Source organism: Bacillus hominis, from assembly GCF_018332515.1.
Lineage (GTDB): Bacteria > Bacillota > Bacilli > Bacillales > Bacillaceae_G > Bacillus_A > Bacillus_A hominis.
This window is the reverse complement of record NZ_BOQD01000097.1, coordinates 40,574-59,117: the sequence shown is the minus strand read 5'-3', so window position 1 is coordinate 59,117 and position 18,544 is coordinate 40,574. Positions and strand designations below refer to the sequence as shown.

At 35.8% G+C, this 18,544-nt stretch carries 20 protein-coding genes, 2 riboswitches and 1 other annotated feature; of the genes, 4 read left to right on the top strand and 16 right to left on the bottom strand.

Going from position 1 to position 18,544, the window contains the following annotated elements; all coding sequences use genetic code 11:
* Positions 1–209: 209 nt before the first annotated feature.
* Positions 210–1,484 carry a murein hydrolase activator EnvC family protein gene (locus KI356_RS11530; RefSeq protein ID WP_212935471.1) on the top strand — a complete coding sequence of 425 codons (1,275 nt, stop codon included), beginning with the start codon at positions 210–212 and terminating at the stop codon, positions 1,482–1,484.
* A gap of 100 nt (positions 1,485–1,584) precedes the next feature.
* On the top strand, positions 1,585–1,746 hold the full coding sequence (locus KI356_RS11525) for a hypothetical protein (protein WP_164881575.1): 162 nt from the start codon (positions 1,585–1,587) through the stop codon (positions 1,744–1,746).
* 30 nt (positions 1,747–1,776) lie between these two features.
* Here KI356_RS11525 and KI356_RS11520 read toward each other — a convergent pair whose 3' ends face one another.
* The 12 genes from KI356_RS11520 to KI356_RS11465 form a co-directional block, all read right to left on the bottom strand.
* Positions 1,777–3,132, bottom strand: coding sequence for a sodium-dependent transporter (locus KI356_RS11520; protein WP_128281681.1), 1,356 nt, complete (start codon positions 3,130–3,132; stop codon positions 1,777–1,779).
* A gap of 111 nt (positions 3,133–3,243) precedes the next feature.
* Positions 3,244–3,491 (bottom strand) — a binding site (T-box leader).
* A 61-nt stretch (positions 3,492–3,552) separates the two neighbouring features.
* Positions 3,553–4,170: an NAD(P)-binding protein gene (locus tag KI356_RS11515; RefSeq protein WP_128281683.1), complete on the bottom strand. Its 618-nt coding sequence runs from the start codon at positions 4,168–4,170 to the stop codon at positions 3,553–3,555.
* Positions 4,145–4,897 carry a sirohydrochlorin chelatase gene (locus KI356_RS11510; protein ID WP_212935470.1) on the bottom strand — a complete coding sequence of 251 codons (753 nt, stop codon included), beginning with the start codon at positions 4,895–4,897 and terminating at the stop codon, positions 4,145–4,147. Before KI356_RS11510 ends, KI356_RS11515 begins: the two co-directional genes overlap by 26 nt.
* 1 nt (position 4,898) lies before the next feature.
* The gene (gene cobA, locus KI356_RS11505) at positions 4,899–5,675 is read right to left on the bottom strand and encodes a uroporphyrinogen-III C-methyltransferase (protein WP_212935469.1); all 777 of its coding nucleotides are present in this window, start codon (positions 5,673–5,675) and stop codon (positions 4,899–4,901) included.
* A gap of 87 nt (positions 5,676–5,762) precedes the next feature.
* Positions 5,763–5,963, bottom strand: coding sequence for a DUF3906 family protein (locus tag KI356_RS11500; RefSeq protein ID WP_000366907.1), 201 nt, complete (start codon positions 5,961–5,963; stop codon positions 5,763–5,765).
* A gap of 10 nt (positions 5,964–5,973) precedes the next feature.
* Positions 5,974–7,596 carry a nitrite/sulfite reductase gene (locus tag KI356_RS11495; RefSeq protein ID WP_212935468.1) on the bottom strand — a complete coding sequence of 541 codons (1,623 nt, stop codon included), beginning with the start codon at positions 7,594–7,596 and terminating at the stop codon, positions 5,974–5,976.
* 11 nt (positions 7,597–7,607) lie between these two features.
* Positions 7,608–8,201 carry an adenylyl-sulfate kinase gene (gene cysC / locus KI356_RS11490; RefSeq protein WP_212935467.1) on the bottom strand — a complete coding sequence of 198 codons (594 nt, stop codon included), beginning with the start codon at positions 8,199–8,201 and terminating at the stop codon, positions 7,608–7,610.
* A gap of 12 nt (positions 8,202–8,213) precedes the next feature.
* Entirely contained in the window at positions 8,214–9,350 is a 1,137-nt protein-coding gene (sat, locus tag KI356_RS11485) for a sulfate adenylyltransferase (RefSeq protein ID WP_212935466.1), read from the bottom strand.
* Positions 9,351–9,389: 39 nt separating this feature from the next.
* A complete protein-coding gene (locus KI356_RS11480; RefSeq protein WP_128281689.1) occupies positions 9,390–10,094 on the bottom strand; it encodes a phosphoadenylyl-sulfate reductase in 705 nt (234 codons plus the stop codon).
* An 86-nt stretch (positions 10,095–10,180) separates the two neighbouring features.
* Entirely contained in the window at positions 10,181–10,324 is a 144-nt protein-coding gene (locus tag KI356_RS11475) for a YezD family protein (protein ID WP_000116159.1), read from the bottom strand.
* 72 nt (positions 10,325–10,396) lie between these two features.
* Positions 10,397–10,505, bottom strand: a riboswitch (SAM riboswitch).
* A gap of 117 nt (positions 10,506–10,622) precedes the next feature.
* On the bottom strand, positions 10,623–11,939 hold the full coding sequence (gene lysA / locus KI356_RS11470) for a diaminopimelate decarboxylase (protein ID WP_128281690.1): 1,317 nt from the start codon (positions 11,937–11,939) through the stop codon (positions 10,623–10,625).
* A gap of 179 nt (positions 11,940–12,118) precedes the next feature.
* A riboswitch (Lysine riboswitch) is annotated at positions 12,119–12,300 on the bottom strand.
* Between the two features lie 88 nt (positions 12,301–12,388).
* Entirely contained in the window at positions 12,389–12,784 is a 396-nt protein-coding gene (locus KI356_RS11465; protein WP_212935465.1) for a DUF3888 domain-containing protein, read from the bottom strand.
* 255 nt (positions 12,785–13,039) lie between these two features.
* Here KI356_RS11465 and KI356_RS11460 point away from each other — a divergent pair, with 255 nt between their 5' ends.
* Together KI356_RS11460 and pssA are read left to right on the top strand one after the other, a co-directional pair.
* On the top strand, positions 13,040–14,926 hold the full coding sequence (locus KI356_RS11460) for an LTA synthase family protein (RefSeq protein WP_212935464.1): 1,887 nt from the start codon (positions 13,040–13,042) through the stop codon (positions 14,924–14,926).
* A gap of 165 nt (positions 14,927–15,091) precedes the next feature.
* Positions 15,092–15,793: a CDP-diacylglycerol--serine O-phosphatidyltransferase gene (pssA, locus tag KI356_RS11455; RefSeq protein WP_212935463.1), complete on the top strand. Its 702-nt coding sequence runs from the start codon at positions 15,092–15,094 to the stop codon at positions 15,791–15,793.
* A 29-nt stretch (positions 15,794–15,822) separates the two neighbouring features.
* Here the strand turns inward: pssA and KI356_RS11450 are convergent, their stop codons facing one another.
* From KI356_RS11450 to hisE, 4 genes are all read right to left on the bottom strand, one after another.
* Positions 15,823–16,794 carry a 2-hydroxyacid dehydrogenase family protein gene (locus KI356_RS11450; protein WP_128281693.1) on the bottom strand — a complete coding sequence of 324 codons (972 nt, stop codon included), beginning with the start codon at positions 16,792–16,794 and terminating at the stop codon, positions 15,823–15,825.
* Between the two features lie 144 nt (positions 16,795–16,938).
* The gene (locus KI356_RS11445; protein WP_212935462.1) at positions 16,939–17,112 is read right to left on the bottom strand and encodes a YozQ family protein; all 174 of its coding nucleotides are present in this window, start codon (positions 17,110–17,112) and stop codon (positions 16,939–16,941) included.
* A gap of 68 nt (positions 17,113–17,180) precedes the next feature.
* Positions 17,181–18,200, bottom strand: coding sequence for a histidinol phosphate phosphatase domain-containing protein (locus tag KI356_RS11440; RefSeq protein WP_212935461.1), 1,020 nt, complete (start codon positions 18,198–18,200; stop codon positions 17,181–17,183).
* A 12-nt stretch (positions 18,201–18,212) separates the two neighbouring features.
* Positions 18,213–18,536, bottom strand: a complete 324-nt coding sequence (gene hisE, locus KI356_RS11435; RefSeq protein ID WP_002117477.1) for a phosphoribosyl-ATP diphosphatase — start codon at positions 18,534–18,536, stop codon at positions 18,213–18,215.
* Between the last annotated feature and the right edge of the window lie 8 nt (positions 18,537–18,544).

The window sequence follows — 18,544 nt, the reverse complement described above, 5'->3', positions numbered from 1 at the left end:
CCCATGATTTTTTTAGAAAAAAATATAAATTGATACCTTTTTTCTATACATTCAAGAATTTTAACTTTATGACAAACACTACGAAAAGATACTAAATTCCGACAAAACTTAGCAAATTTATAAAGTTTTCTTTACATTATGATTACAACGATAGACACCCTTCTTCTTCTTATGATATATACATTCATAGGGAAAGGAGCAAGACAACAATGAAAAAGAAATTTGCAGCATTTAGTGTTTTAGCAGCTGGAACGATTTTCGTTTCCCCGTTACTTTCACCCGTATACGCTGAAACGAATGAAAATAAATTATCTAATATTCAATCCGAATTAGAAGGCAAACAAAATGACTTACAAAATAAATCAGCTGAGAAAGAACAAATAGAAAAAGAAATCCAGGAATTACAAAAAAAAATCGACGAATTAACTACTTCTATTAATAAAAACGAAGCTGAATTAAACGATACAAAAAAAGAAATTAGCAAAACGCAGCAAGCAATTGCTGAAAAAAAGAAACATATAGAGCAATTACAAACAAACATAGATACACGTCAAGAGGTTATTAAACAACGACTACAATCTATGCAAGAGAAGCCTCGTACGAGTATCATTACAGAAGTATTAACAAGTTCTGCAAATATCGCTGATCTTGTTGATAATATGTACTCCGTAAGTTTAATACTAAACAACGATACAGATATTGTGAAAAAGCAAACAGATGATCAACATGCTGTAACGACAGAAAAAGAGGCTGTTGAGAAAAAAGAGCAACAACTGAAAGAATCCGAACAAAAATTAGAGCAAAAACAACAAGAGTTACAAAGTAATCAACAACAGCAACAAACTCTTATTAAAGATCTACATACGAAAGTATCAAAAGTAGATTCCGAGATTGAAGGATTAGAAGAGTCACAAGGTATTTTAGAAAACCAGCGTCAAGCTGTTCAAAAAGCAATTGAAGAAGAAAAACGTGCGGAAGAAGCTCGGAAAGCGGAAGAGGCACGCAAGGCTGAGGAAGCAAAAAAACAAGCCGCTGCTTCTGCTAAAGAAAGCACACAAGCCGCACCAACACCGCAAGATACGAACAAAGGTGGATTTATTAAACCAGCGGCTGGATCAAAAACTTCTGGATTCGGCGCACGTTCTTTAGATAACCATAAAGGAATCGATATCGCAGCTTCGGGAACAGTTCCAATTATTGCCGCTGCAGATGGTGTTGTTATCCGTTCAGAATTATCCTCTAGTTACGGAAACGTTGTTTACTTATCTCACCGTGTTAACGGAAAAACATATACGACAGTGTATGCACATATGAATAGTCGCTCTGTATCCAATGGACAAACTGTAAAACAAGGCGATCAGCTTGGATTTATGGGGAATACTGGTCAGTCTTATGGACAACATTTACACTTCGAGCTTCACCTTGGTGAATGGAATGTCGGTAAGACAAATGCTGTCGATCCATCTCCTTATATTGGATTATAAAAAAACTCGGTGCATACCGAGTTTTTCACTACCATTTCACACTTTGTAGGCATTTTACATAAACTACAACTAAATGCCTATATTTTGCGGGGTGATAAATATGAATACACAATTACAAGAAGAAATAGAAGAAGCTAGAGAAGCATACATCGGCCGGTTATTCACATTCGGTGGCTCAGCGTTATTTTTAATTGGATCATTTATCGCAGTTGTCACAGCTTATAAAGCATATAATCGCTTATTAAATACTTCTACAACATAATAAAAAGACGGAGAAATCTCCGTCTTTTTATTATGCAAACATTTTAAATACGCCTATCGCATTTAAAAATACGATAATTACAGTTATCGGAATAACATAACGAAGTAAGAAGAACCAAATGTTAAATAATGTTTTCCCTTTCGTTTCCGTAACTTCTAATTCTTTCATTAATAACTCTTTACTCATTTTATTTGGTACGAATAGCGAAATAGCTAGTACCCCTAACGGCAGTAATACATTACTTACCGAAAAATCGACGAAATCAAAGAATGTCTTCCCAAATATTTTTACATCACTCATAATTCCAAACGATAACGCTGATGGAATTCCAACTGCAAAAATAAGAATACCAATTAATAATGATGCTGAAGGACGCTTTTTCTCATTATCTTTCGCAACCGATGCTACTACAATTTCAAGCATTGAAATCGCAGATGTTAGAGTCGCAAAGAAAAATAACACTAAAAACATAATGAAGAAAAATTGTCCAAATGGAATTTTCGCAAAGACAGCAGGAAGAACGATAAACAGTAGCCCTGGTCCTTCTGTCGGTTTAACTCCTAATGCGAAAATCGCTGGGAAAATCGCTAATCCTGCAAGTACTGTAATAAATACAGTTAAACTTACAATAGATGTTGCTGATTTAGCTAAATGCTCTTCTTTCTTTAAATACGAACTATACGTTACCATTACCGAGGCACCTACCGTTAGTGAGAAGAAAGATTGTCCCATCGCATATAAAATCGTATCTGCTGTAAGCTTTGAAAAATCTGGTTTTAAGAAGAACTCTACCCCAGCCATAGCACCATCAAGTGTTAATGCACGAATAATGATAGCAATAAATAAAATGAATAATAGCGGCATCATGTACTTACTTGCTTTTTCTATGCCTTTTTCCACACCTTTACTAACAACAAAAATGGTACAAAGCATAAAGATGAATTGTGCCCCAATCGCACTTACTGGATTTGAAATTGTTTCAGCAAACAATTGCCCATAATCGACTACTCCGTTCCAGAAACTACCTGTGACACTATAGTATAAATAAAGTAAAATCCATCCACCTACAACACTATAAAAAGATAGTACGCTAAAACAAGTAACAACTCCCATACGACCAATCCAAGGATATAACTTGCTATTTGGTACTAATATTTTATACGCTGTAACCGCTTCTTTTTGGGTACTACGTCCGATAACAAATTCAGCTATAAGAAGAGGCATACCAATAAATACAGTTAATAGCAAGAATACAAGGAAGAATGCGCCTCCCCCGCCATTACCTGCAACATATGGAAACTTCCATATTGCTCCAAGACCTACTGCGGCTCCCGCTGCTGCGAGTACAAAGCCTATTTTCGACGTCCATTGCTGTGTTTCTTTCATTATAATTTCTCCTTTTCTGAATATTTAAACTTTTACTAATTATACACTTTCATTTCATACTCGCACACCTCCTTTAGAAAATAAAAAAGTCCCCTACACGCAAATATGCATGTAGAGGACGATATATGTAATATAAATACCGTGGTACCACCTCGATTGGATCAATAAATCCCACTTGTTCAAGTACAGGAAAAATCCGATACTCTATCCTTTTAACGGCGGAACCCGGGTTGCCTACTATTCTGTTCAGCATACCTCTCGCAAGCCCATTCTGTATATTTTATCGTACCGGGCTCACACCTTACCCCAGCTCTCTGAACGCCTCAAATATACGTACTCTTCTTGCTCATCGATTTCATCTATTGAAGTTACTTGTGATTATAAATTATATTTTTATACTTGTAAAGTACAATTTACTTACTATCCTATATGAACTTTTTTCTCTAATTCCTGTAAAAAGAGTTCTCTTTTTAGTTCATCTTGAACATATATCGATTTTAACACTTCTTGTAATGCTATATTTTTCTGCCGCTTCTCTAGTTGTAATTCTTTCACTTTCATTCTTACTTCATATAAAAAATCAAGATACGATTCATACGTCTCGTCGTATTTATTTGCGATATCATCACGAATTTTTTTCGCAAGCTTCGGACTTGCTCCTCCTGTAGAAACAGCTACATTAAGTAGTCCACGATGAATTGCTGCCGGAAAATGAACATTTCCACTTTCCGGATTCGTAATAACATTTACCAATTGATTTACCGAGGCATCTTCAGCAATTTGTTCATTTAGTACCGAATCGCTAGTCGCTGCAACTACTAAAAAAGCATCTTTGATATCACTTTTTTCATACTCTCTTTGATACCAACGAATTTGCTTTTCTTCTACAAGTTTCACTAAATTCGCATCTAATTCTGTACTTACCACAACTATATCCGCACCTTGTTTTAGTAAAGGAATAATTTTAAACCCTGCTACTTTCCCTCCACCAATGACAACAACACGTTTCTTATCAACTCGCACTGTAAGTGGATACATATTGATCTCCCTTCAATATTTCCTCTGTTTTCTGAATTAACATCTCTCGAAACGCTACATTCTTTCCTAAATATGGACTTATTTTTATCTCTTCCGACTCATATTGACGCACTTCTTTCTCAACATGTTTCATGAGTAAACCTGTAAATAATAAGTAAGGTAACACAACAATGTTCCGTTCTTTTTGTTCTACAATTTCTTTCAACTTCTCATCAAACTTCGGCTCCGCGGCTGCTAAATAACAAACTTCCACCTCTTTAATGTTCTCTTCTTTTTGAAATAAAGAGGAAATCCACTTTATGTCTTGTAAAGCTTCCGGATCACTACTCCCTCTTGCAACAAGCAAAAGTGTTACTTCTTCATCATAGTCTTTAATGCCACTTCCGTTATATACCGCTTTTACAAGCACTTCGGATACACCAAATGGATTACCATACACTATTTTGATATCCGGATATTCCTCGTTTAACTTTCGTAATTCAAGCGGAATATCTTTCTTTACATGTCCTGCCGCTAATAAAAAAACAGGAATAGCAACAATCTCCGTAGCACCACGCTTCACACATGTACGAAATCCTTCTTCAATAGAAGGACTCGCTAGCTCTAAAAAACAAATTTCTTGAATATTTGCCTCTACACGGTTCATACATGACGTAATAAATGCAACCGCTTCTTCTTTTGCTGCTTTCAAACGGCTTCCATGACATATATATATAACAGCCTTCATTTTACAATACTCCGCTTACTTGATATGCATTTTCTGTTTGTTTCTCAAACCAATGTATCTTTTCTCTAAAACGGACAACTTCTCCAATAACAATCATACTCGGATTTTGAATTTGTTCTTTTTTGGCAACATCTACAATTGTTCCTAACGTCGCTGTAACAGTACGCTGCATAGATGTCGTTCCCCACTCAATGATAGCGGCAGGTGTACTTTGATCTTTTCCATGTTTTATTAGTTGCTCACATATGTAAGGTAAATTACTAACCCCCATATAGACCGCTAATGTATCTACACCTTTCGCTAAACTTTCCCACTTCACGTCCTCTTCAGCACCTTCTTTCCGGTGCCCTGTCACAACAGCAAAACTTGCACTTGCATCGCGATGCGTTACTGGAATTCCAGCGTAAGCAGGAGCAGCTATACCAGCTGAAATACCAGGAATAATTTCAAAAGGGATACTTTGCTTCGCTAATGCTTCAGCTTCTTCTCCACCTCTTCCAAATACAAATGGATCTCCGCCCTTAAGCCTCGTTACAACTTTTCCTTTTTTCGCATATTTAATAAGAAATGTGTTAATTGTCTCTTGCTTCATCGTGTGATAATTCGGGAGTTTCCCGCAATAAATTAAATCTGCTTCAGGCTTTGCATAAGAAAGTAACTCTTTATTCACAAGGCGGTCATACAAAATAACGTCCGACTTCTCGATACATTTCAAACCTTTAACAGTAATTAAATCTGGATCACCAGGACCCGCTCCAACGATATATACTTTTCCCATCATCTCGCCTCATTTCTACTATTAAAGTGAAACTCCCATCCTTATAGTATGAATGGAAGTTTACATTACTTCGTATTTCAATGTTCCTTACTCATGAATAACAAAGGCCGCACCTTTTCGAATCTTCTTTTTTTCAAACAAGGAAATCTCTTTTACTTCTGGCAACGGTAAAAAATGTTTTTCGAGCTCAATCTCCGCAAGCTTAAATGCCTGTTCTTCACTTTGAGCAACGACGACTATCGGAACAACACTATTCGCTAATACAGCTTCAAATCGATATAAATCCATATTGTCCCTCCTAAGACGCTATTACTTCTTCTACTACACGATTTAGTACAATTTGTAATTCTTCCACTCCAACACGTCCTACGAAATCATAAAACGTTTCGGCTAGTAATTTATTCTTTTGGAAATAACTTAAAAAGGACGCGAGAACATCCGGCAAATCTTCTCCATCTATTTTCCCTTTTAATTTTTCGTTATATGCTCCTCCGTCCAATAGCGTTCCGCCCACATATATTTCAAATGCCTCAACGATTCCCTTTTCCTTTGTTTTCAGTTTTACCCCTTGCAAACCAATATCAGCAATTTGACGTTGACCACAGGAGTTCGGGCATCCTACCATATGAATTCGAACTGGAACATCGAGTGCAATTTGTGTATCTAAGTACTCTGCGATTTTGCGTAATCTTTCTTTCGTTTCTACTAAGGCAAGATTGCAATACTCAATACCAGTACATGAAACCGCATGACCAATAAATGATTTCGGATTTGCAGAAATCGCTTCAAACAACGGTTCACTGATTAACCCTGCTACGTTTTCTGGCGGAATATTCGGAACAATGAAGTTTTGAGAGTTACAAGTTCGAATTTGCCCGTTTCCATATTTCTTTGCAATTCTTGCAATCTCAAACATTTCCTCTGCATGTAAACGCCCTACTGGTACATTAAAGCCGACATACTTTAATCCTTCTTGTTTTTGATTTTGAACGCCATAAAAGTATCCTGCATTCCAGCCTTTGAGAGCACTTTCCCCTTTACTTTGCAATGGGCCTGTGTATTCTACTAGTTTCTCTTTAAATTTCTCAGCGCCCCAGTCGGCGACAAGAAATTTCAATCGTGCTAAGTGGCGTTTTTCACGATATCCAAAATCACGGAATATAGTAGCGATTGCAATCGATACTGCCTTCACTTCTTCTGGTAAAACGAATACATCTAATTCTTCCGCTAAGTATGGACGAGCTGATAAACCTCCGCCTACTTTTATATGAAAACCAACTTTTTTCTCACCATCTATTTCTTTCGTAGCAGGTGTAAATGCCACACAGTTAATCTCTGCATTCGCTGAATTATAAATGTTAGAACTAATAGACATTTTAAATTTACGTGGTAAGTTAGAAAACTCTTCATTATGTTGAAAGTAGTCATATACCTCTTTCACAATATGCGTTGTATCAAACAGTTCATTTGCATCAATTCCAGCAAGTGGATTACCTGTAATATTACGCGTAATATCACCGCATGCCCCCGCTGAAGATAAACCAACTCTCGCTAATCTTTTAAAAATATCTGGAATTTGCTGAATTTCTAACCAATGAAACTGAATCGCCTGCCTTGTCGTAATATCTATCACATCGCGTCCATAGTCCGCAGCGATAGAAGCAAGAACTTCCGCCTGTGCATTTGTAATAATCCCAGAAGGAATATTAACACGCATCATAAAATAGCCAGCTTCTTTCGGCCGTTGCAAATACAATCCGGCCCATTTAAAAGAGTCCCACTCTTCTTTCGGAATAGATTCAAATCCATTCTCCGCATAGTAAGGAATATCATTAAAGATTTCTAATCCATCTTTTTCTAATTTCTTTTTCTCAGACGGATTCAATTTTTCATTATTTGCCCACACTTTTTCATAACTCATCTTTTATCCCCCTATATGAAACTACGCTCTTGTAAATAATTCACAATTTGTTCTGCACATTCTTCAATAGAATTCTTATGTGTCTCTACGATTAATTCTGGTTTCCCTGGTTCCTCATAAGGCGAATCAATACCAGTAAATTCTTTAATATCACCTTTTCTCGCCTTTTTATAAAGCCCTTTCGGATCACGTTTCTCGCATTCTTCCATCGGACACTTCACAAAGACTTCAATAAATTCATCTGCCCCTAATAGATCTCTAACTTGTTTACGATCTACTCGATATGGTGAAATAAACGCTGTAAGGACAACAGTTCCTTGGTCTACAAATAACTTCGCCACTTCACCAATACGTCTTATATTTTCCATACGATCACTTTCAGAGAAACCTAAGTCTTTATTTAAACCGTGGCGAATATTATCCCCATCTAACACATAATTCCCAATATTCTTTTCAAATAGTTTCCGAGCAACCGCATTCGCTACGGTAGATTTACCTGAAGCCGATAAACCAGTAAACCAAACTACAAAACTATGATGCCCATTTTTCACTCTTCTCTCATCTTTTGAAACAGATGCTGTATGCCAAGTAATATTCGTATCCATCTCATTCTCTCCCTATTCTGTTACTGCTTCTTTCTTCAAACCTTTAATTAACACTTCCACTACTTCTTTACGGCTAAATGCACTTGGTGGAATCTCACCATTTCTTAACATTTCTCTTACTTTCGTACCCGACAAAATGACATGATCCTCTTTTCCGTGCGGACATGTTTTCGTTGAAGCCATCGTTTCACATTTCGTGCAGTAAAAACTATGTTCAAAGAATAGCGGTGTAATCCCTAACTCTTCTACTGTAAAATTCGTAAAGATGTCTTGTGCTTCATATGTTCCGTAATAGTCTCCTACCCCGGCATGATCACGCCCTACAATAAAGTGGGTACACCCAAAATTCCTTCTTACTAACGCATGAAATATCGCTTCTCTTGGCCCGGCGTAACGCATTGCTGCGGGAAATACTCCTAAAAAAACGCGCTTTGCCGGATAATAATTTTGCAGTAATACTTCATAACTTTCCATCCTTACATCAGCTGGAATATCATCTGATTTCGTTTCACCAACGAGCGGATTTAAAAAGAGACCATCTACAATTTCAAGGGCAGATTTTTGAATATATTCATGAGCACGATGCACTGGGTTTCTCGTTTGAAATCCCACTACTGTTTTCCAACCACGTTTTTTAAATTCTTCTCTCGTTTCAATTGGATCTAAATGATAAGAAGGAAATTGATTATGTTCAAAGCGTTTTGTGAGAATAATAGCTCCTCCAACGTAAACGTTTGGTCGTTCATATAATTTTTTCACTCCTGGATGAGCCTCATCCGTCGTTTTATATACGAGTAACGCTTCTTTTTCTTTATCAGGCACAAAAATATCTTCTATTTGAATGACACCATATATATTCCCATCGTTAACCAGTTTTACTTCTTCTCCAATTTTCAATCTATCCGCTTCTTCTTCTGTTACTGGTAATGCAATCGGTATACTCCAAACACTACCGTTTACTAAACGAAGCGTTTCTACAACTGAGTCATAATCTCTCTTCCCTAAAAATCCTGTAAGTGGACTATATCCCCCTGTCGCCAAAAGTTCTAAATCACTAAGCGCAATTTTGTCTAGCTCAATTTCTTTGACAATGTTCGATATGTCATATGTTTCATCAATACGGTTTACTAATTTATTTGTTGTACTCATCTTTTTATATCCCCTCTTAGAGTTATTTCAAGATCTATCTTATTGAAAATGGAGTCCGCATTCTGTCTTCATTTTCCCGGCCCATCTTCCATCTCTTGAGTCACCACCATCTCCTACAGGCAATGTACATTTTTCACACCCAATACTTGGATACCCAACATCATGCAGTGGATTATATGGCAAACTATGTTTGTATACATATCGCCAAACTTCTTTCCAAGTCCAATGAATGAGTGGACAAATCTTAATAGATTGAAAACGATGATCTTGATTCACAAATCTTGTATGTTTACGTGTCTCGGATTGTTCCCTTCTTAATCCTGATATCCAAGCTTTTTCATGTGCTAGTGATTTTTCTAACGGTAAAATTTTTCTAATCTTACAGCAAAGGTTCGGATTACTTTCCCACAATTTTTCTCCATGAAGCTTCGCCTGTTCTTCAAGTGTAAGTTCTGGCTGTTTTTCTATAATATTTAATGAAGGAAATCGTTCCCGCACTTTTTGAATTAATTCATACGTTTCTTGAAAATGAACATTTGTATCTAAAAATACAACTTTAGCAGATGGATTTACTTGGTTTATAAGATGCAGTAACACCATACCCTCCACTCCAAAGCTACATGCATATACGATTTCATCTTTATATTCTTTATAAGCCCAACTTAATACTGATAATGCGCCTTTTGTTTCATCTTCTTCTGAAAATGAAACGCTATTTTCTTCCCACGTTTCATACGTCAACATGTTTTTTCCCCCTGTAAAAGCAAAAAGACGGTTTTAACCTAATAAAATAGGTTAAAACCGCCTCTAGTTTTTCTAGTCAGCGCTTTTTACTTTAAACGTACTTTTTCACTTTTCTCTAATTGAATGACTTTTCCATCTTGCACAACAATTGTAATGGAACCATATTTCATATCAGCAAGCATCGCTTGAATCTTCTCAGACACTTCATCAAAATGCTCCCGTACACTCACGCGAACAGCCCCCCTTTTTATTCATAAAAAAAATCTTTCCCATTTCGAAAAGACTGTTCGGTAATATATTTTACCTTATCTTTCAAAATGGATTCCATTTTGCTGGATTTAGCACCTTGCTTTCTATAAGCAGGTTGCCGAGCTTCGTCGGGCCAGTTCCCTCCGCTTCTCTTGATAAGCTTTGTATTTGTATTTTATCACAATTCAGATTTTTTTCAATCCTAGTTTTCCGATATATTTAATTATTTTTCTTTTTTTAAAAGGAGTTGCCTTTACTAGACAACTCCTTCTTTCTCATTCACACCAGCTCTTTAATACGTATGCGATCGTTCCCAATAATATTTTCATATGTTTCACGCTCTACAACAATTTGTGATGTCCCACCTTTTGCAAAAACGACAGCTGGTCTACGAATACGATTATAATTATTCGCCATCGAGTACCCATATGCACCTGTACATGAAATCGCTAGTAAATCAGAAGAAGCAACTTTCGGGAGATTAATATCCCAAATAAGCATATCTCCACTTTCACAGCATTTCCCAGCAATCGAAACGAGTTCCTCATTTTCATCATTTCCTCGATTCGCCAACATTGCCTCATAACGAGCTCCATATAGAGCCGGTCTTAAATTATCTGTCATTCCACCATCGACTGAAACATATTTTCGAATGCCAGGAATATCTTTCACCGATCCGACTGTATAAAGTGTTGTTCCAGCATCACCTACGATACTACGACCTGGTTCAATCCATATTTCTGGAAGCGGATATTCACATAGTGTAAATTGTTCGCTTATCGTACTTGTTACAGCGTGCACATACGTTTCAAGTGTTAACGGTGTATCTGACTCCGTATAACGTATACCGAAACCTCCGCCCACATTTAATACTTTCATCACATAATGTGTTCGCTCTCTCACTTCTTCTAAAAATTGGCGGAGTACTTCAATTGCTCGAACAAATCCAGCCGTTTCAAATATTTGTGATCCAATATGCGAGTGAATTCCTAACACATTATAATTTGATTTTTGCAAGGCAAGCTCAATTGCTTGCATCGCTTGACCATTTGAAACACCAAATCCAAATTTCGAATCCTCTTGACCTGTTGTTATATATTCGTGTGTATGTGCCTCTACTCCAGGCGTTACACGGATTAATATGTTCACAAATTTCCCATGTTGCACTGCTAAATCATGTAAAATTTCTAATTCTAAGAAATTGTCTACTACAAAACAACCGATATTTGCCTGAAGAGCCATAATCATTTCTTCTTCTGTTTTATTATTTCCGTGAAAATGAATACGCGATGCAGGAAACCCTGCTTGGAGCGCAGTATATAATTCTCCTCCAGAAACAACATCTAAAGACATATTCTCTTCACGAGCTACTCGGCACATCTCCATGCACAAGAACGCCTTGCTAGCATATGCTACTTGATAAGAGAAACCACTTTCTTTAAAAGCACGATGAAACGCACGACATTTCCCTCGAATTGACTCTTCATCGTATACATAAAGTGGTGTTCCGTATTGTTTTGCTAGTTGCGTCGTATCGCACCCTCCAATTTCTAAGTGTCCTTGCCCATTGATTCGGCTTGTGCCGTGTAAATACATTTGAATTCCTCCCTTATTTCCTCTAAAACTCATAACCCCAATCTTCTATTCATTGCAGCACGCTTTTAGATAGACAAAAAACGCGCGGAACAATGTTCACACGCGTTTCTTATTAGGAAAAATGTATATTGAAAAAATAAACGAGTTGTTATCTTCTCAAATAAGAAACCGCATCAACATCTCCAAATAGCTCTCCATAAAATAAATATTATGACAGTACTACATTTATTCAATGTAGTCCCAATATAAGAATAAGATGGTCATTCTTATATTTCGGCAATAGTCCCTTTCAACCTATGATCACAGATTCCACTAAATCTCACATAGCTTACTCTTTCCTATCGCGGCCTCTACCTTTGAGAGTAGATGAGGTAAGTCTATTTAATTTTCAAACATCTAATGTTGCTATTAACAATACCAAAGGAACATTTTATTTGTCAAACAATTTTTTATATTGTTTTTTTACAGTTTAGTTTCGTATCGTTTGGTAAGCGCTTTACTATAATCTTTGTTACTTCCCATTCGCCTTCTTCGTTATTAAATGTAATTGCTACTTTTTCAAATGGGGGAAGAATTTTCCCTCCAACCTGTTCATACTTCGTTACTTCAATAATTGCTTGAAATAAATATGTACCACTATACACTTTTTTTATACTAATAATTTTAGGACATTGATAAGGTTTCAAGCTCCCATATTGTTTTTCAATTGCTTTATTTATTTTTGGAAATAAAACAGAATAAAGTGCATCTTCCATGAGCGGTGCATCATATTGTGCCCCTGATACACTCGGTGAAGCAAAAAGCATAAAACTAATGCATACTATAAAATATAATAATTTCCGCATCATAACCTCCGTATCATTACGCAATACTTTCCATGTTTAACGAATGATAATAATCATACATAGAAATTCCATTTTATTGTCTCCTACTTCGCTTTTTCTACTCAATTGTTGCAAAAAAAGCCCACAATCCTCTTTTATTTTCGTATAATGATACTCATAGTATAATAATAATAAAGGACTGTTCGTATATATATAGTGAGGCACTTTTCAAACAAACTCACAGGAACTGTCATGCTTTTAAGAGAGGAGTATATTATGCTAAAACATTTGTTTCCAAAACTGCGATTTGCACTCGTTGCAGTCGTTTTATTATGGATTAAAACATATATTGTGTACAAGCTAGCATTCGATATTAAAATTGATAACTTCTTTGAAGAATTTATGCTTTTTATTAATCCACTAGCTTCATTACTTTTATTTTTCGGTTTAGCTTTACTTGCATCTAAGTACCGAAACCGAATTATTATTGGAATTAGTTTTATACTGTCATTTATTTTATTTGGAAATGCAATGTTTTACGGGTTTTATGATGATTTCGTTACTTTCCCCGTTTTATTCCAAACAAATAATATGGCTGATTTAGGAACGAGCATTAAAGAACTCTTTACGTATAAAACATTACTTTTATTTGCGGATGCAATTATTTTAATGTTTATATCACGTAAATTCCCGGCATTTTGTGACAAAACACCACTTTCACGCTCTGAAAAGCGAACTTTCTTTAGTGGTGTAACAGCGCTATTGGCACTGCAAATTGTCGTTTCAGTTATTTATAAGCCACAAATGTTCTCACGCTCATTTGACCGTCAAACTGTCGTGAAAAATTTAGGTTTATACACATATCATCTATTTGATATTACACTCCAATCTAAATCTTCAGCTGAACGTGTATTTGCAAGTGGGGATGGATTCTCTGAAATTAAAAACTATACTGACGCAAAAGATAAACACGTAGATAAAAACTTATTTGGAGCTGCAAAAGGGAAAAATGTAATTTTAATTTCAATGGAATCTACACAAAGTTTTGTTATTAATAAAAAAATAAACGGAAAAGAAATCACTCCATTTTTAAACGAATTTATTAAAGATAGTTTTTATTTCGATAACTTCTATCATCAAACTGGACAAGGTAAAACTTCTGATGCTGAATTTATCGTGGAAAACTCACTTTATCCGTTAGATCGTGGTTCTGTGTTCTTTACTCATGCAACAAATGAATATACAGCTACACCAGAACAATTAAAGAAATACGGATATTCTTCTGCTGTCTTCCATTCAAACGATAAAACATTTTGGAATCGTGATGTAATGTATCCTGCACTTGGATATGATCGCTATTTTAATTTAAATGATTACGTAGGCACGGAACAAATGTCTGTCGGTTGGGGATTAAAAGATAAAGAGTTCTTTGAGCAATCTATTCCAAAACTAAAATCTTTACCGCAGCCGTTCTATACGAAATTTATTACTTTAACAAACCATTTTCCGTTTCTTCTAAATCCAGAAGATCAATATGTTGATGAGTTTAATTCGGAAAGTGCTGTTTTAAACCGCTACTTCCCAACAGTTCGTTACACAGATGAAGCTCTTAAATTATTTATTAATCAATTAAAGGCAGAAGGACTGTACGACAATTCCGTTATTGTCATTTATGGTGATCATTACGGTATTTCCGAAAACCATAACGCAGCTATGGCTCAGTTCCTTGGGAAAGACGCTATTACACCGTTTGATGCGATGCAATTACAGCGCGTCCCTCTCATTATTCATGTACCTGGTCAAGAAGGAAAAGTCATTTCTAAAGTATCCGGTCAAATCGATATTAAACCAACGCTGCTTCATTTACTTGGTATTAAAACGAATCAATCAGTTGAATTTGGAACTGACTTATTTATAAAAGAAAAAGATCCACTTATGGTAATGCGCGATGGTAGTTTTGTAACAGAGGATTATGTATATACAAAAAATATGTGCTACAAAAAAAGCTCAGGTGAAGAGGCAGATGTATCACTATGTCAGCCGTATATTGAAAAAGCCAAAACAGATTTAAAACTCTCTGACAAACTGATTTATGGAGATTTATTACGATTCGATCCTAACAATCGATATAAAACTGGAACGATGACAACGAAATTTGAATAACGTAGGAAGCAACTTTGTGAAAAGTTGCTTCTTTTTTACTTACACTTCAAATCTTTCACAAATTGGGAATTTCTTTCGTATGAGAAAGAAATTTATGGTATGATAAAATAAGTAAACTTTCATACACTAATTAAGAATTTATAACAGAAAGCAAGGGATCAGATTTTGTATAGAGCAGCTATTCCAAACTTATTTACGCTCGGAAATTTATATAGCGGATTTTTGTCAATCGGCTATGCATCTTTAGGATATTATAAATCAGCTGCTATTTTAGTACTTATCGGGATGATGTTAGATAGTCTTGATGGGCGTGTTGCTCGTTTATTACGCGTTGATTCACAAATGGGAAAAGAGCTTGATTCACTCGCAGATGTTGTAACATTTGGCGCAGCACCTGCTGTTTTAATGTATTACACATCTTTTTCCAACTACGGAATCATTGGACTATACATAGCGGGATTATTCCCACTGTTCGGAGCATATCGCTTAGCACGATTTAATGTAACACCATCTTCTACTTCTATGAAATATTTCACTGGAGTTCCGATTACTGCAGCAGGAGGGCTTGTCGCTTTCCTAACATTATTTTCAAATACCATTCCAAAAATCGTTCTTATTACAGTATTTGTAACGTTCGCATTTTTAATGGTAAGTCGTATTCGTATCCCAAGTTTAAAAGATGTACCAATTCCACGATATAGCATCATTATTACACTATTTTTAGTCGGAAGCATTATCACAATGTACCAAACAGGGATCGGTAACTTTTCTGTTTTCTTATTCATTGCTATTCCACTATATATTTTGTATATGCTATCTCAATTTCTTAGACAAAGACCATCTAAAAGAGCAAATAAAGAAAAATAAGAAACCTTCCGATTTCGGAAGGTTTCTTTTTATTTTGTAACTAATACTTTTTGATTTACAGGTGTTACTGGTTCTTCACCATTTAATACAGCTAAAATATTTCTAACTGCCATTTCAGCCATCGCATCACGAGTTTCAAATGTTGCATTTCCTACGTGAGGAGCGAGCACAACATTCTTTAATCCCTTTAGCTCTTCTGTAATCTTCGGTTCAAATTCAAACACATCAAGGGCTGCACCCTCAATTTCATTCGTTTTTAATGCTTGAGCAAGTTCAAATTCATTCATAATTGGTCCACGTGAAGCATTTATAATATATGCTGTTTTCTTCATCATTTTAAACTGTTCTTCATCAATCATGTGGTGTAATTTTGGATTATAAGCACAGTTAATTGTAATAAAGTCCGCTGTTTGTAATAATTCTTCCAACGTTACATATGTTGCGCCTAGTTCACTTTCTGCTTCAGGCTTACGATTTGGTCCTGTATATAAAACATCCATTCCAAATGCTTTCGCACGCTTTGCAACTGCCTTACCGATTTCTCCAAGGCCAATAATTCCAATTGTCTTACCGTGTACTTCTCGGCCTAAGAAAAATAATGGTGCCCATCCGTTAAATCCAGTTGTACGACATAACGTATCCCCTTCAGGAATTCTGCGTGCCACCGCTAAAAGAAGTGCAAATGTTAATTCTGCTGTCGCTTCAGTTGATACTTTCGGTGTATTCGTTACCGCAATCCCTTTTTCTCCTGCATACGAGTAATCAATATTATCGTAACCAGCACCGTAGTTTGCAACAATCTTTAAATGAGGTGCCGCATCAATAACTTCTTTCGTCACCTTTGTAGAAAGTAAACTTAACAATGCATCCTTATCTTTTACACGCTCTGTTAATTCATCTAAAGAAATTAACTCCTCTTTATCGTACATTTCTACATCATGATTCTTTAATAGTTCTAATCCGATTTCTGGAATTTTCCCTGCTACTAATATTTTTGCCACTACTAACACCTCTTCTATAGAAAATAAGATATCTCTTATATTTCATTGTAAGAAATCCACATATAAAAACCAAGGAATTTGATTATAGTTTTGAAAATCGACACTTTTCCATAAAAAAAGAGGAGATGCAACTCTCCCCTCTTTTTACGCTTTTTCTTGCGATTCTTTCCCAAGCTTCGCATCGATTGTTCCTTCTGCAACTGTATCGCTAATTTGTTCCTCAATAACAGAATTAGCTGTATTACTCGCTTCAGAAGTATAGGCTTGCTCCGCCACTTGTACATTTTGTACATTTTGTTTATTTTGTTGTTTCGCCATTTTCCATCCTCCTTTTCATTCTTTCTTATTTTGAACAAAAAGGGTGGTTTTCATCAAAAAATCGTGTTTTATTTTGAAATTGTTACTTCTTCTTCAAGCAATCTCATCGTTCTTACTCGTTTCGTAAATGTAGCTATGTGAGAAATATCATGATTGCGTAATGTCTTTATATTTTCTTCCACATATTTTCCTAAATCATTCGGATAATGAGCATCTGAGGATAGAGTAATCGGAACTCCATACTTAGCTAATACTTGTAAATAAAGCGGACTTGGACACATTTCGCGCACAGGATAGCGATAGTACAATCCAGCATTTATTTCTGTTGCGGTATTCGTTTCTACTAACGCACGCGCAATTTCCTTATAATAAGAAAGCTGTTCATTCTCATCTAACCGGTAATTAAATACTTTTATGTTATCGAGGTGAGCTATAATATCAAAGAGCTCAGAACGAACAGCACTTTCAACTGTAGCGAAAAACGTATGATATAAAGTATGTAACTCATGCATATCAAAATACTCTTTCGTATCTGGATTATCAAATCCCCAACCATCTATGAAATGGACCGAACCGATTACATAATCAAATTCTCCTAATGCTAGTAAGCCTTTTAACTCTTGTTCACCGCCGATAAAATAATCCGCTTCAATTCCAAGTTTGAGCGTTACCCCTCGTTTACTCCATCGCTCTTTTGCCTCTTCAATCGCCTTTGTAAAATCATAAAGAGACGTTACTCTTACTTGATCTAACCATTCTTTTTGTAAACGACCGAGCTTAGAATCACTAATATTTACATACTTTTCATAATATCCTTTCGCTTCATGAAAACGGTATAAATGATCGACAATACCAACTTCTTTTATACCTTTTCGCAAAGCCTCTTCTAAATATAAATCAATCCATTTCGCTGTAAATGGTCCTTCCTTCACACGTCTTTGCAGGCGTTCTTGTGTTTTCATTAGCCAGCCAATAGAATGCCTTTCTTCTTGAAGTGGCTCATAATATTGTAGTGCTTCATTTATTTTGGCAAGCCAGCCTATTGAATAGGGCCCTTCTTCTAAATGAAGATGATAATCCACTTTCATATATATTCCCCCTTATAACGTATCTATTTCTTTTCGCTCTCCTACTCTCGAAAGCTTTCCATTTCTTTCTTTCACTTCTTGCATGACATCTTCTAATGAAATATTTTTTTCAGCTAACAGAACAAAACAGTGATAAAACACATCAACCATTTCTTTTACTATTTCTTCTTTATCATTATTTTTAGACGCGATAATTACTTCGGTGCACTCCTCACCGATTTTCTTTAAAATTTTATCTTCACCTTTTGAAAATAAATAATTCGTATATGATTCAGAGAGTGGATTTTTCTTTCGTTCTTCAATTGTTTCAAATAATAACTTAAGGATATCTTCCATATGTATCC